The organism is Microvirga sp. M2, from assembly GCF_047497095.1.
Lineage (GTDB): Bacteria > Pseudomonadota > Alphaproteobacteria > Rhizobiales > Beijerinckiaceae > Microvirga.
In genome coordinates this window covers 1489366-1504217 of the sequence record NZ_CP134063.1, presented here as the reverse complement: position 1 = coordinate 1504217, position 14852 = coordinate 1489366, and the positions used below count along the sequence as shown (strand labels likewise).

The window sequence follows — 14852 nt, the reverse complement described above, 5'->3', positions numbered from 1 at the left end:
CCGATGCTGTAAACCTATGGGCTCGAGCATCTTTTCACGCAAAACCGGTTCCCACTTCCCGCGTTCGATGCCCTAGGCCGCAACCTTCACGCCTTGATCGCGCAATCCGAGCAGATGGCAGATGGCATAGACCAGATCGGCGCGGTTCATGGTGTAGAAGTGAAACTCGTTCACGCCACGGTCGACGAGGTCGATCACCTGCTCGGCAGCCACGGCCGCGGCCACGAGCTTGCGCGTCTCCACATCGCTGTCGAGGCCCTCGAAGCGGGCCGCCAGCCAAGCGGGAACGCTCGCACCGGTCTTCGCGGCGAAATTCGCCGTTTGCTTGAAGTTCTGTACGGGAACGATGCCGGGCACGATGGGAATGTCGATGCCGCGCGCACGCACGCGGTCGAGGTAGCGGAAATAGTGGTCGTTATCGAAGAAGAACTGCGTGATCGCGCGATCCGCACCGCAATCGACCTTCGCCTTCAGGACATCGATATCGGTATCGAGCGAGGCGGCCTCGGGATGCTTCTCCGGATAGGCGGAAACCGACACCTCGAAATCGCCGATGGCCTTGATTCCTGCCACGAGATCGCAGGTTTCCAGATAGCCGCCGGGATGCGCCTCATAGGCGGACCCGATGCCGGCGACCGGATCGCCGCGAAGGGCCACGATGTGACGCACCCCCGCATCCCAGTAGGAACGGACAACCGTATCGACCTCGTCCTTCGTGGCAGCCACGCAGGTGAGGTGCGCGGCAGGCTTGAGATGCGTTTCCTGCACGATCCGCGAAACCGTGGCATGCGTGCGCTCGCGGGTCGAGCCACCCGCACCGTAGGTCACGGAGACGAATTGCGGATTCAATGGAGCAAGCCGCTGAATCGAGGCCCAAAGGGTCGCCTCCATTTCCGGCGTCTTGGGCGGAAAGAACTCGAAGGACACCTTGATCGGGCAAGAGGCCTGCCTGCTGGGGCGAAGTGTCAGGGGCGACATCAGGCAACCTCTTTGTTGGGCTGCGACAAGGGCCAATCCGTCGCGACGCGACGGTCCTGTCCGAGCCAAAGGGAAACGGTCAATTGATCATCGCCCTTCCTGGGCGGCGCAATTTCCTTCGTCAGCGTGCAGTCGAGGCCCGCCTCGTCGAGCCAGCTCGCGACCTGCGAAGGCGCGAAGCCGAGGCGACGATGGGCCTGCGCTTCGCGGAGAAACTCCAGTGTGTGGGGAGCGAAATCCACCACGAGAATACGCCCGCCCGGAGCGACGAGGCGGGCCGCTTCGCGGATCGCACGCGCGGGATCGTCGAGGTAATGGAGCACCTGATGAATGACGACCAGATCGAACGTATCGCGCGGGAACGGCGGCGCATAGATATCGCCCTGCCGCAATTCGATGCCCCGCAGGCCGACCTTCTCGAGATTGGCGCGAGCGACTGAGAGCATGGCATGGCTCGCGTCGAGCCCCACCGTCCGGTTCGCCCGGGGGGCGAGCAACTGCAGCATTCGGCCCGTCCCGGTCCCCAGGTCGACCAGATTGCGGATCGGCTTGGAACCGACGGCCTCGATCACGGCGGCTTCGACGACAGCCTCTGGCGCATGAAGCGAACGCAGGCGGTCCCAATCGGGGGCGAGACGGGAAAAATAGGCCTGAGCGGCCTGAGACCGCTGGGCGCGCACGGTCTCGAGGCGCGTCCGGTCCTCCCGCAGCTGCGGATCGGACCGGTCGAGACTTTCCAGAGTCGGACGGATGATCCGCAGGGCCGTGCCCCGGTCCGTCAGCCGGAAGAAGGCCCAGGCCCCTTCCCGATGCCGCACCACGAGGCCGGCCTCCACCAGCAGCTTCAGATGTCGTGAGATGCGCGGCTGGGATTGTCCGAGGATATCCGTCAGGTCGGAGACCGAGAGTTCCCCTTCGGTCAACAAGGCCAGGATGCGCAGACGCGTCTCCTCGGCGGCTGCCCGCAGGACATCCAGGGTCAAATCCAGCGATGGCGCTTCCTTTTCGGCCATGAGCCAAAACTCGCTCTTACATATAAAGATATATTTATATCTTTTTCATGGAGAGGGCAAGCGGGACGTGCCACGTCGCGTGCTCTGTCCGGCCTATCGGCAGCAAGACGCGCAAGAACACGCTTCGGGGACCGGCGCATCTGGCGCATCGTGCGAAAAACCGGATTCGGGTTTTCGCCAGAACGATGCGCTCTTCTATAGGGGGACCATCGTAGGAAAGCGGCACTCGCCTTGGGTTCGATGCGGAACGGCCGAACCGTTGCCGCACGATCCGTCAGCGGAACGGAGGTTCGTCGAAACTGCGCAGCTTTCGCGAATGCACGGAGGCCCGCTGGTCGCGCAGGATGTCGACGGCCGCCAGGCCGATCATGAGATGTTCGCTCACCGCCCGTTCATAGAATGCGTTGGCCGCGCCGGGCAGCTTGATCTCGCCGTGCAGAGGCTTGTCGGAGACGCAGAGCAGCGTGCCGTAGGGCACCCGCAGGCGATATCCCTGCGCCGCGATCGTGCCGCTTTCCATGTCCACCGCGATGGCCCGCGACAGGTTGATCTGCCGCCGCTCCTGGCCCCATCGGAGCTCCCAGTTCCGGTCGTCGTAGGTCACGACGGTGCCGGTGCGCAGCCGGCGCTTCAGGGCATCGCCGCGCTCGCCCGTCACCTGCACCGCGGCATCCTGCAAGGCGACCTGAATTTCCGCCAGTGCCGGCACCGGAATGTCCGGCGGCACGGCGGCGTCGAGGATCCTGTCCCGCCGGAGATACCCATGCGCGAGCACGTAGTCGCCGATGGATTGCGACTGACGCAGGCCGCCGCAATGGCCCACCATGAGCCAGCAATGGGGACGGAGCACCGCCAGGTGGTCCGTGATGTTCTTGGCGTTCGACGGGCCGACGCCGATATTGACGAGCGTGACGCCCTGCCCGTCCTTGCGCATGAGGTGATACGCGGGCATCTGGAAGCGATGCCAGGGCGAGGAGCCGATCAGCTCCTCGACGGCGGCCTCGTCGAGACCGCGCTCGACCGCGATGCCGCCTGGCAGAACGAGCTTGCTGTAGAGGCCCTCCTCCTTCGCCAGTTCCTTCACGGCCCAGCGGACGAACTGGTCCACGTAGCGGTGATAGTTGGTGAGCAGGATCCATGGCTGCACGGAACGCCAGTCGCTTCCCGTGTAATGGACGAGGCGGCGCAGGGAGTAATCGACCCGCGCCGCATCGAAGAGCGAGAGAGGACGCGGCTCGTTCTCGTGAAAGATCCAGGTGCCGTCGGCAATCTCGTCACCTACCTTCGCCAGAAGCGGCGTCGGAAAATGCTGCGCGAGTTCGGATGCGGAATGCGCGCCGCGTCCGAGTTCGTCCCCGCGCTCGAAGATATAGGGATAAGGAATTTCCTGGTCGCTGACACCGACCGCGAGTGTCGCGCCGTAATCACGGACGAGATAATTCAGCTGCTCCAGCAGATAGTTACGGAAGAACGCCGGCTGCGTGATGGTCGTCGCATAGACGCCGGGCCCCTGGAACTTGGCATAGGCCCGCTGCTTGACCGGCGGCACGGAAGTGGCCCGGTAGTCGAGCCTCAGTTCCGGGTAGCGGAAGCGGGAGCGTTCGAGCGGCGTGGGAGGCGTACCCGTCGCGAAGAAATGCTCCAGAGCGTGGCGCTGCGCCTCGACGGCGCTGTCATGGAGCCGGATCAGGCGCTCAACGGCCTCTTCCGGGGTGGCGGCGGTCTGGAAGGCTGTCGGATCGGCTGGCACGTGAGCGTCTCTTCTCTGATGTCCCGTGCCTCAAGGGTCATACACGCTTTCGGCTCGGGGCCCAAGCATTTAGACCCACGGCAAGAAAGGCCCAGCCTCGACCCGCCGACAGCAAGCGAAAAGGGCGCGCCCTATCCGAGCGCGCCCCTTTTGGGACTTTATCGCGTGAACTTCTTGTACTTGATCCGGTGCGGGATCGTGGAATCGGTCCCGAGGCGACGCTTCTTGTCCTCCTCGTAATCCGCGAAATTGCCCTCGAACCATTCCACATGGCTGTCGCCCTCGAACGCCAGAATGTGGGTGGCGATGCGGTCGAGGAACCAGCGGTCGTGGCTGATGATCACGGCGCAGCCCGCGTAATCCTCCAGCGCCTCTTCGAGCGCCCGCAGGGTGTCCACGTCGAGGTCGTTGGTGGGCTCGTCGAGGAGCAGCACGTTGGAGCCCGACTTCAGGATCTTGGCGAGATGCACGCGGTTGCGCTCGCCGCCCGAGAGCACGCCCACCTTCTTCTGCTGGTCCGAGCCCTTGAAGTTGAAGGCGCCGCAATAGGCGCGGGCATTGATCTCGCGTTTGCCGAGATAAAGAACCTCGTTGCCGCCCGAGATTTCCTCGTAGAGCGTCTTGTTGGCGTCGAGGGAGTCGCGGCTCTGGTCCACATAGCCGAGCTTCACGCTCTCGCCGATGGTGATGGTTCCCTCATCCGGCTGCTCCTGGCCCGTGATCATGCGGAACAGGGTGGTCTTGCCGGCGCCGTTCGGGCCGATGATGCCGACGATGCCGCCGGGCGGCAGCTTGAAGGACAAATCGTCGATGAGGAGCTTGTCGCCGAAGGCCTTCTTGAGGCCGTTGAACTCGATGACGTTGTTGCCCAGGCGCTCGGCGATCGGGATGATGATCTGGGCCGTCGTCGGACCCTTCTCGTTGGCCTTGGCCACGAGTTCCTCGTAGCGCTGGATACGGGCCTTGGACTTGGCCTGGCGGGCCTTGGGCGAAGCCGACACCCATTCGCGCTCGCGCTCGATGGTGCGCTGGTGGGCGGCTTCCTCACGCCCCTCCTGCTGAAGGCGCTTCTGCTTCTGCTCGAGCCAGGAGGAGTAATTGCCCTCGTAAGGAATGCCGCGGCCGCGGTCGAGCTCGAGGATCCAGCCCGTCACGTTGTCCAGGAAGTAGCGGTCGTGGGTCACGATGAGGATCGCGCCCGGATAATTGCGCAGATGCCCTTCGAGCCAGGCCGTGGTCTCGGCGTCCAGGTGGTTGGTCGGCTCGTCGAGGAGCAGCAGTTCCGGCTGCTCCAGGAGCAGGCGGCACAGGGCCACGCGGCGGCGCTCGCCGCCGGAGAGCTTGTCCACCGACCAGTCGTCCGGCGGGCAGCGCAGGGCGTCCATGGCCTGGTCGACCTGGGAATCGAGATCCCACAGGCCCTTGGCCTCGATCTCGTCCTGGAGACGGGTCATCTCGTCCGCCGTCTCCTCCGAGTAGTTCATGGCGATCTCGTTGTAGCGGTCGAGCAGCGCCTTCTTGGCGGCCACGCCCAGCATCACGTTCTCGCGGACATTCTTGCTCGGATCGAGCTGCGGCTCCTGCGGCAGGTAGCCGACGCGGGCGCCCTCGGCCACCCAGGCTTCGCCGGCCCAGTCGGTGTCGATGCCGGCCATGATGCGCAGCAGGGTCGATTTACCGGCGCCGTTGACGCCGAGCACGCCGATCTTGGCATCCGGGTAGAAGGACAGGTGAACGTTGTCCAAGACCTTCTTGCCGCCCGAATAGGTCTTGGAGAGGCCACGCATGTGGTAGATGAACTGACGGGACACGGGAAAAGTCCTGTTTGAGAGACGGTTGAAAGGGATTGGCCGTCAGTTAGCAGGGGCAGCCTGCCGGGGCAAGGCGGGGAGTGTCGCCGCCTCCTTCCCTTTCCGCCCGTGGCGCGACCTTGGAAGCCCCCTCCACCCTCATTCCCGGCCGTGAGCCGGCATGACGAAGCTGGCGCTTACAGCCCGAACGGATAGGTCTCCGGCATCCCTTCCCCATGGGCATGGGTCAGAGGCGTCACGGCCCTGGTTTCCTCGAACCAGACGAAGGCATCGAACTGATCGGCCAGAATGGCCTCGAAATAGTGACTGTAGAGTTCCGTCTCGGGCCGGTAGATCACGCCGATGGCGCGCTCCAGGCGCGGGCGGGACAGGGCCTGCTTCAGGTCGTCCTGGAAGTTCTCCCGCCAATCGGTCAGGAATCGGTTGAGCCCGGTCTCGCGGAAGATCCGCTCGTGACTGTCGGGCCGGGCCGGCAGGACGTTCTTCACCTGCATCGGCTCATCCCAGTCGTCGGCGGCCGCCACGGTGCCCCGGTCGGTCCCGAAGCCGAGGAGGACGGCCTCCCCGCGATAGGCCTTGCGGCACAATTCCCCGATATTGAACTCGCCCTGCCAGCCCATCGCGGTGGCCGAGGCGTTGCCGATATGGGAATTGTGCGCCCAGATCACCGCCTTTGCGTTCTCGCGTCGCGCCAGCAGGCTCTGGAGAGTGTCGAACATGTGCCGGTCGCGCAGATTCCAGGATTCCGTCGCGCCCTCATACATGATCCGGTAATAGTGCTCCGCCGCATGGACGATCTTGGCGTTCTGCACGGCGTCGAAGAACTGCTCGCCGCCGCCCGCCTCGAGATAGTCCATCCTCTTGTCCAGGATCTCCTGCAACTGGCGCAGCAGCTTCTCGTCGCAGGGCTTCTTCTGTCCCGTGATCACCGCGCGCCCGTAGCGGGCGGGATCCGACTGCCAGGGGCTCAGGCAGCCGTAGCGGCTCCTCGCCTCCCCGGCGGCCGCGGGATCGACCCTGTCGAGATAGTCGAGCACGGAGCGAATGGAGGCGTTCAGGCTGTAGACGTCGAGCCCGCGAAACTCCGCGCGACGGTCCTCGGGACGATCCTTGTTGTAGGCGCGCATCCAGTTGACGAAGTCGTAGACCTCTTCGTTGCGCCACATCCATGTCGGGAAGCGCTCGAAGGCGACATCGTCGCCGTCCGGGACGCGGTGGTGGCGCACATAGGCGTCGATGCGCGCCGCATCGGGCCAGTCGGCCTCGACGGCCACGATGCTGAAGCCGTGATGCTCGATCAGCCGGCGCGTGATGGCGGCCCGCGCCCGGTAGAATTCGGAGGTGCCGTGGGTCGCCTCGCCGAGCAGCACGACCTTGGCGTCTCCGAACCGGTCGAACAGCGCACCGAACGCGTCCGTGTCGTCGACCGGGGGAAGCGGCTCGCCATGATCGCGCACGACGTTGACGGCCTCCCTGATCGAGGCATCGTTTTCGTTCTGCTTCCAGGAAAGTCGGGCCATCGTCGTACCTCGAAGCGTGGAGAGGTTTCTCCACTAACGACGGCTCATGACTCCTGTTCCGGAAGGGCCTGCGCCTCCATCATGGTGGCGAATGCTTCCTCGGCCGCGATCACGGTCGCCATCTGCACCGTATGAGCGAAGCGGTAAGCCTCGCCGTAAATCGTCTCGTCGGGAAATTCCGTGACGAGCGTCAGCGGCGTCGGGTAGCGGTCCTGCGCCATCATCCGGCAAGGCACCCCGTTGATGATGTCATGGGACGGCGCGTCCGAGAGCATCGTGCAGAGCTCAAGCTGTCCACGGGTGAAATCGGCCAGGCCGGGCACGGCCGAGAGGCCCCGCGTCACGGCCTCGATGAAGGTGCGCGCTTCGTCGGCCCATGACGGATGATAGCGCAGGATGAGAAAGAAACCCTTCGGAAGAGCCCATTGCTCAAAACCGCGTGGCAGGTAGCCCGTGAAGGGCCGCGTCCATTCATGAGCCGGATATCCGTGCAGATTGACGTGCAGCCGCGCGCCCGACAGCTCCAGCGCCCTTCGCCTCGTGCCGATCTCGTAGACCGGTGCTTCAGGCCCGTATTCCAGGTCGTTGCCGAGCGCCGTGTAGCGCGCCGCGTGGTGCATGTGACGCGGATGACCTTCGCAGAGCCTTCCGTGCAGGGCGTAGCCGTCGGGATTCTCGACCGGGATGAAAGCGACATTGGCGTCGGGATTGGCGAGCAGACGGTGCACGGCCCTGAAGGCCCCTACCGGGCCGGAGGTCTCGTTGGCATGCTGCCCGGCCGTCACGAGAACGGCGGCGCGCGTGCCGCGCCGGTAGATGCCGCGAACGGTCCGGCCTTCGCGGGAGGCCGATTCGAACGCCTCGCCCGGCAAGGCTGCAAGATCCCGTTCGATCTGGAGCAGCCCTGGCGCGGCGTCCGCCCGTTCGAGATCCTGCAGGGGCCTTGCATGGTCCTGCGGCGGACCGAAGGGCTCCAGAGCCACCCGAAGATGAACCGCCCCCTCGCCCGCGCGAATATCCGGCACGATCTGTCCCGGCCTCAAAGCGCGGTCGTCGAGCGGTCGGCCCGCGTGATGATGGAACCATTCGAGAGCGGAGAAATAGAGGTCCTCGTGCAGGGCCTCCCGCGTGCTCATCACCTCGTCGCCGCAGCCGAGAGGCCGCTCGATGCCGGGCACAATCACATCGATGGCGATCCTGTCCGCATACGGCTCCCCTTGCGGCCAGTCATGCGCCATGAGGGCGCCGATGGCCGCCGCGAAGACCTGCTCGATCTCCGTCTCGACCGGCTCGTCCCTGTCCGGTGCGTCGTTGGGAAGCGACGTCGCCCTGATCCATCCCGTGCAGGCGAGATCCTCCTGCCCGAGATGGTTCGCGCGCAAGCGGTTCGGCGCGAAGACCGCATGATCGGCCACGCGCCCGTCCCGGTATTCGCAGAGCACGTCGTAGGTCAGGTCCGCGCCGCCCGGCTGGAAGGCGACCTCGACGCCCCCCAGGAGGGCCGGCAGCGGGTAGGCTTCCGACAGGAAGCGGTTCGGGTCCGCGCGTTCATGGACGGGATAGCGGATCGCCACGCGCGCCAGATCGGCCGTGTCGATCTCCTCCAGGAAGGCATGCACGAGCGGCTTGTAGGCGCTGCGGATGCGCGCCCTCACGCCCGCCCCCGCGAGCTTGGCCTCCGCGCTGCGGCGCGCCTCCTCGTCCTCGAAGACCCACAGCTCGATGGCCGCTCCCCGAGTGGTGTCGTGACTCCACTCGCGGACGAGACGGTCGAGGCTGCGCTCAAATCGCTGTTCGAGAAGAACCGTCATGCGATCACCCACTCAGGCCGCGCCTCGAAGCGCCTCGGCCTCGACGGCGACCCAATGGCCGGGCGCCACCTCGCGCATCCGGTGAACGACCGGCTCATGGCCGGCGGGGCGCACGGGGCTCGGGATCTCTCCTTCGATTCTCGCCCTTGTGCGGTCGAGGGCCGGGTCGGCGATCGGAACCGCGGACAGGAGCTTGCGGGTATAGGAATGCTGCGGGTTCTCGAAAACCGCCTGGCGGCTGCCGAGCTCGACGATCTGACCGAGATACAGGACCGCCACGCGGTGGCTGATCTTCTCCACCACCGCCATGTCGTGCGTGATGAAAAGATAGGACAGGCTCCTCTTCTCCTGCAGCTCCATCAGAAGATTGACGATCTGCGCCTGGATCGAGACATCCAGCGCCGATACGGATTCATCCGCGATGATCAGCTTCGGGTCGCTCGCCAGCGCCCGCGCAATGCACACCCGCTGCCGCTGACCGCCGGAGAACTCGTGCGGATAGCGCTTCGCGTGCTGCGGCTGCAGGCCGACCTGTTCGAGCAGTTCGTGGACGCGCCGATCGATCGCCTTGCGATCCTTGATCAGACCGTGCACCAGGATCGGCTCGGCGATGCTGTATCCCACCGTGCGGCGGGGATCGAGCGAGGCGAAGGGATCCTGAAAGACGTATTGGATCTCCTGCCGCAGCCGGCGGCGCTCCGCCTGGTTCATCGAGGCCATGTCCCGCCCGTCGAAGCGCACGGCGCCGCTGGTCGGCGCGACGAGCTGCTGAAGCGTGCGGCCGATGGTGGATTTTCCCGAACCGGATTCGCCCACCAGCGCCAGGGTTTCGCCGGGATAGACATCGAAGCTCACGCCCTCCACCGCATGCACGCGATGTGTCACGCGGCCGAAGAGGGATTTGCCGACGTCGAAGCGCGTGGTGAGCTTCTCCACCTGAAGCAGAGGCTTCGTGTAATCGGCGGTTCTCTGCTCCTGCGCTTCGCCGGCCGGCTTCGATGCCGCCCCGTCCGGCGCCATGACGGGCATGCGCTTCGGATAGGGCTGCCCCGTCAAGCTGCCGAGCCGGGGCACCGCGGAAAGCAGCGCGCGGGTATAGGGGTGCCGCGGGGCGGCGAAGATGTCCCGCACGGGCGCCTGCTCCACCTTCTCGCCCCTCCACATGACCACCACGTCGTCGGCCATTTCGGCGACGACGCCCATGTCGTGCGTGATGAAGATCACGGCCGTTCCCATTTCGGCCTGCAGGTCGCGAACGATGTCGAGGATCTGGGCCTGAATGGTCACGTCGAGAGCCGTCGTGGGCTCATCCGCAATGAGCAGCTTCGGGTTGCAGGCGAGCGCCATGGCGATCATCGCCCGCTGGCGCATGCCGCCCGAGAGCTGGTGGGGATAGGATTGCAGCATCCTCCGGGCATCCGGCAGACGCACCTTCCTCAGCAGCTCCTCCGCTCTCGAAGAGGCGTCGCGAAGGGGCATTCCTTCGTGCAGCACGAGCGCCTCGGCGATCTGATCGCCGATCGTGAAGACCGGGTTGAGCGATGTCATCGGCTCCTGAAAGATCATCGCGATGTCGTTGCCGCGGATCGTCCGGAGCTGCTCATCCGACGCCTTGACGAGATCGACCGCATGGCCGCCGTCGCGGCGAAGCAGGGCCTCCCCGCCGACGATGCGCCCGCCGGAATAGTCGGTCAGGCGCATGATCGCGAGCGATGTCACCGACTTGCCCGAACCGGATTCGCCGACGACCGCCAACGTCCTGCCCGGCAGAACGTCGAAGCTCACATCGTTGACGGCGCGAAAGGCCCCCGGTCCCTTGCCGAACGCGACGGACAGGTTGCGGACGGAGAGAAGCGGCTCCGTCGAGGATGATGAAGAGGCGGCGCGATCCGACACCAAGGGGCTCGAAGAACGCGCCGGCCCGTTGCGGCCGGCGTCGGGGCCGTTCATCGGGAAACCCATTCACCGCCGCGCATCAGCGGCTCGGGTGTGCCGTCCTGGGTGATGCCGTCCACATCCACCTTGTCGGAGCCGATCATCCAGTCGATGTGGATGAGGCTCTTGTTGGCGCCTCGCGAGGCGAGTTCCTCCTCGCTCATGCCGCCGCCGTCGCGGATGCACTTGCTGTAGGCCTGGCCCAGCGCGATATGGCTCGAGGCGTTCTCGTCGAAGAGCGTGTTGAAGAACAGGAGACCGCTCCGGGAGATCGGCGACGAGAAGGGCACCAGCGCCACCTCGCCGAGGCGGCGCGCGCCTTCGTCGGTGTCGAGCACCTTGTTCAGCACCGCCTCACCGGTTCGGGCCTTGCTCTCCACGATGCGCCCGCCTTCGAACGTCACCGCGATGTCCTGGATCAGAGTACCGTTGTAGGAGAGCGGCTTCGTGCTGGTGACGTATCCGTCCACGCGGTCCTTGTGCGGCGTGGTGAAGACTTCTTCCGTCGGGATGTTGGCGTTGCACACCACACCGTTCTTCGCCCTGGCCGAGCCGCCGTTCCATTCGTGCCCGTCCGCGAGCCCGACGCGCAGATCCGTGCCGGGGCCACGAAAATGAAGCGCGGCGTAATTCTTCTCGTTGAGCATGCGCGTGCGCGCCTGAAGGCCCGCATTGTGCTTGTCCCAGGCAGCGATCGGATCGGGCGTGTCGACGCGCGAGGCGGAGAAGATCGCGTTCCAGAGCTTCGCGACCGCAACCTCCTCCGGATCGTCCGGGAAGACGGCCTTGGCCCAGGCGGGCGTCGCGGCGGAAACGATCGTCCAGTTGATGTCGAAGCCCGCGATCAGGCCGAGGGCCGGCATGTAGGCCTTGGAGCGGGCGCGATTGGCGCGGGCGACCTTCTCCGGGTCCTCCTTGGCGAGCAGGGACGGATCCTCGCCGACGACGGCCAGCCGCGCAGCGCCGTTCCTGAAGGCTGCGGCCATGCCTTCGTAGAGCCAGGCGGCGGCCGTATCGAAGCCGTCGGAGCGACCGTGGCGATAGCGCATCAGGGTCGCCTCCTCGTCGGAGAAGAACGTGGTCACCAGAGATGCGCCCGCCTTATAGGCATGCTCCGTAATGCGACGCACCAGGGGAACCGCGTCGAGCGGAGCGGTCACGACCACCTCCTGGCCTTCCTTGAGCCCGAGCCCCACCCGCACGGCGACCTCGGCGAGGCGGTCGAGAAGCTGGGCGTGGGATGCGGCGTCGAGGGGCTTCGGGAATTGTTCGTTCATCATGTCGTCTCTTGAGGAATTGAGGTTGGCAGCAGGCTACACGCCTCGGGGACAGGAGCAAACTCCAGGATCCGGGACTCACATATTCCCCGGCTGCACGGAGCCAAGTGCCTCGCGGTCGAAAGCGACGCTCTTGATGATCGCCTGCACGGGCAGGCCCGCCACAAGGCCAAGCTGCTCGACGGATTTTCGCGTGACGCTGGCGACGATGCTGTCGCCGCCGCAATCGAGGACCACGTCCATTGAGGACCCGCTCGCCTCGTCGATCTCCGCGATGGTGCCTGGAAGCACGTTGAGAGCGCTCAATCCCTGCGGCGCATCGAGAGACAGGATGATATCCCTCGCGCGCAGGCGAACTCTCACGGGCGCTCCGACAGGCAGGTCGAGGCGCGACACGGTGAGCGTCCCGGCCGCGACCTGGAGGATCGTCAGGCCATAGGCCTCCTCGTGCCGGAGCACGCGAGCTTCCACCAACGCGCCGGCCTCCACGGGCCCCGTATGCGGAAAGAGCCTCGTGTGCCGCAGGATGTCGGGGGCGGAACCGGAGGCGGCGACCTGACCGCCGTTCAGGATCACGATGGTGGTGGCAAGCCTTGCGATTTCGGGCACGGAATGGCTGACGAGAACCATGGGCACATGGCCTTCGTCGCGCAACCGCTCGATATAGGGGTAGATTTCGGCTTTCCTTTCCTCGTCCAGCGAGGCAAGCGGCTCGTCCATCAGCAGCAGGTGGGGATCGGTCAGAAGCGCCCGTCCGATGGCGACCCGCTGTCTTTCACCGCCCGAGAGCGTCGAAGGCCAGCGCCCCAGCAAGTGCCCGATGCCCAGAAGCTCCACGATGCCGTCGAATTTGGCCGCTCGCTCCCTCCTCGGCGTGAACCAGCGCCCGAACAGCAGATTCTGCCGCACGTTCAGATGCGGAAAGAGGCGCGCTTCCTGGAAAACGTACCCGATCCTGCGCCTGTGTTTCGGCACGAAGATGCCCTGCGCGGTGTCGACGAGAACCCGTCCTTTCACCGCGATGCGCCCTTCGTCCGGACGGATGAGACCGCCGATGACGTTCACGAGCGTCGTCTTGCCCGAGCCGGACGGGCCGAACAGAGCCGTCAGGCGCCCCTCCGACCGGAAGCTTGCGTCAAGCGTGAAAGCCCCCTGCCGGTGGCGGAGTTCGACATCGAGGAGCATCAGGCGAGGAACCTCCGCCGGACCCGTCGCGCCATCCATTCCGACATCCAGAGCGCGGCGACGGAGATCGCGATGGACACGAAGGTCAGGCGCAAGGCGCCGCCCTCGCCGCCCGGCACCTGCGTGAATGTGTAGATGGCAGAGGGAATTGTCTGGGTCTCGCCGGGAATATTGGACACGAAGGTGATGGTGGCGCCGAATTCTCCCATCGCCTTTGCGAACGACAGAACCATGCCGGCAAGGATTCCGGGCAGGATCAGCGGCAGCGTCACCACGAGGAAGACCCAAAGAGGATGGGCGCCCAACGTCCCCGCGGCATCCTCGATCTTACGGTCCACCGTCTCGAGGGACAGGCGGATGGCGCGCACGAGCAAGGGGAAACCCATGACGGCACAGGCGAGCGCCGCGCCCGTCCACCGGAAAGACAGAACGATGCCGAAATACTCGGCGAGAAAGGACCCGATCGGCCCGCGCTTCCCGAATCCGAGGAGAAGCCCATAACCCACCACGACCGGGGGAAGAACCAACGGCAGATGGACCAGCACATCGAGCGCCTGCCGTCCCCAGAACCGCCCACGCTCCAGGACATAGGCCATCGCGATCGCGGGCAGGAGGCTCGCGCCGACCGCCACGAGCGCAACCTTGAGGCTGAGGTGGACCGCCGTCCATTCCTCGGGAGAGAGCCAATCCGTCACGCGCCGGAACCCACTATGCCCGCGGTATGAAACCCCCGTTCGTCGACAAGGGACATGGCCTGCGAGGATCGCGGGAACGCACCATGCGCCAGCCCGAAGATCGGCGCCGCGACTGCGCCCATTCTCGAACGTGCTGTCCGCATCCCCTGCTCCTCAAGCTCCATCGGCCCGGTGCATCCTACAGCATCGGCCGTGGAATCGAACCCACATCCGATGCTGTCGGTGTATGGTCTTGAGCATCGAACGAACCCGGACCCGGCTTCAAGCCGTGCGGCGTCCGGGCGCGGCCCTCTTCCCCAGCGAGCGGGCGAAGCGGTAACCGAGAAGCCCCGCCACGATGGCGGCATAGACGAGAGGCTCCATCGGCCAGGATTTGACCACGAGGACGAAATGGACGGCCGCCCCGATAGCGGCGATATAGACGAGACGGTGCAGCCGCGCCCAGGCCTGCCCGCCCATGCGCCGGATCGCGGCATTGTTGGAGGTGAGAGCCAGCGGCACGAGAATGACGAAGGTCGCCATGCCGATGGTGATGAAGGGCCGTTTCACGATATCGGCCCCGATGGCCGCCAGATCGAGCCCCTGGTCGAGCACCATGTAGGTGGTGAGGTGGAGGAGCGCATAATAGAAGGCGAGCAGGCCGAGGGCGCGGCGATAGCGCAGCAGATTGATGGAAAGCAGCTGCCGCAAGGGCGTGATCGAAAGCGTCGCCACGAGGAAACGCAGCGCCCAGAGGCCGAGCGCCTGTTCCAGGGCGCGCATCGGATCGGCCCCGAGCCGGTCGGTCACGCCGGCATAGAACAGCCACACGGCCGGAATGAAGCCGAGGATATAGACGAGGATCGTCGGCATCTTGGGCAGAGCGACGCCCTTCTTC

11 protein-coding genes are annotated in these 14852 nt (G+C 65.5%); all 11 read right to left on the bottom strand.

Annotated features, from left to right (window positions below):
- Positions 1 to 72: 72 nt before the first annotated feature.
- Positions 73 to 978, bottom strand: coding sequence for a methylenetetrahydrofolate reductase [NAD(P)H] (gene metF / locus RE429_RS07160; protein ID WP_414473626.1), 906 nt, complete (start codon positions 976 to 978; stop codon positions 73 to 75).
- Positions 978 to 1991: an ArsR/SmtB family transcription factor gene (locus RE429_RS07155; protein WP_414473625.1), complete on the bottom strand. Its 1014-nt coding sequence runs from the start codon at positions 1989 to 1991 to the stop codon at positions 978 to 980. Before RE429_RS07155 ends, metF begins: the two co-directional genes overlap by 1 nt.
- Positions 1992 to 2265: 274 nt before the next feature.
- Positions 2266 to 3741: an AMP nucleosidase gene (locus tag RE429_RS07150; protein ID WP_414473624.1), complete on the bottom strand. Its 1476-nt coding sequence runs from the start codon at positions 3739 to 3741 to the stop codon at positions 2266 to 2268.
- 158 nt (positions 3742 to 3899) lie between these two features.
- A complete protein-coding gene (gene ettA, locus RE429_RS07145) occupies positions 3900 to 5552 on the bottom strand; it encodes an energy-dependent translational throttle protein EttA (RefSeq protein ID WP_414473623.1) in 1653 nt (550 codons plus the stop codon).
- A gap of 176 nt (positions 5553 to 5728) precedes the next feature.
- Positions 5729 to 7072 carry an erythromycin esterase family protein gene (locus tag RE429_RS07140; protein WP_414473622.1) on the bottom strand — a complete coding sequence of 448 codons (1344 nt, stop codon included), beginning with the start codon at positions 7070 to 7072 and terminating at the stop codon, positions 5729 to 5731.
- A 44-nt stretch (positions 7073 to 7116) separates the two neighbouring features.
- Entirely contained in the window at positions 7117 to 8883 is a 1767-nt protein-coding gene (locus RE429_RS07135) for a M14 family zinc carboxypeptidase (RefSeq protein WP_414473621.1), read from the bottom strand.
- Positions 8884 to 8895: 12 nt separating this feature from the next.
- Entirely contained in the window at positions 8896 to 10833 is a 1938-nt protein-coding gene (locus tag RE429_RS07130) for a dipeptide ABC transporter ATP-binding protein (RefSeq protein ID WP_414473620.1), read from the bottom strand.
- Positions 10830 to 12095, bottom strand: a complete 1266-nt coding sequence (locus RE429_RS07125) for an aminopeptidase (protein ID WP_414474144.1) — start codon at positions 12093 to 12095, stop codon at positions 10830 to 10832. The genes RE429_RS07130 and RE429_RS07125 overlap by 4 nt, the downstream gene beginning before the upstream one ends.
- Before the next feature lie 78 nt (positions 12096 to 12173).
- A complete protein-coding gene (gene modC / locus RE429_RS07120) occupies positions 12174 to 13280 on the bottom strand; it encodes a molybdenum ABC transporter ATP-binding protein (RefSeq protein ID WP_414474143.1) in 1107 nt (368 codons plus the stop codon).
- Positions 13280 to 13975, bottom strand: a complete 696-nt coding sequence (modB, locus tag RE429_RS07115) for a molybdate ABC transporter permease subunit (protein ID WP_414473619.1) — start codon at positions 13973 to 13975, stop codon at positions 13280 to 13282. The genes modC and modB overlap by 1 nt, the downstream gene beginning before the upstream one ends.
- A gap of 261 nt (positions 13976 to 14236) precedes the next feature.
- A complete protein-coding gene (gene msrQ / locus RE429_RS07110; protein ID WP_414474142.1) occupies positions 14237 to 14827 on the bottom strand; it encodes a protein-methionine-sulfoxide reductase heme-binding subunit MsrQ in 591 nt (196 codons plus the stop codon).
- Between the last annotated feature and the right edge of the window lie 25 nt (positions 14828 to 14852).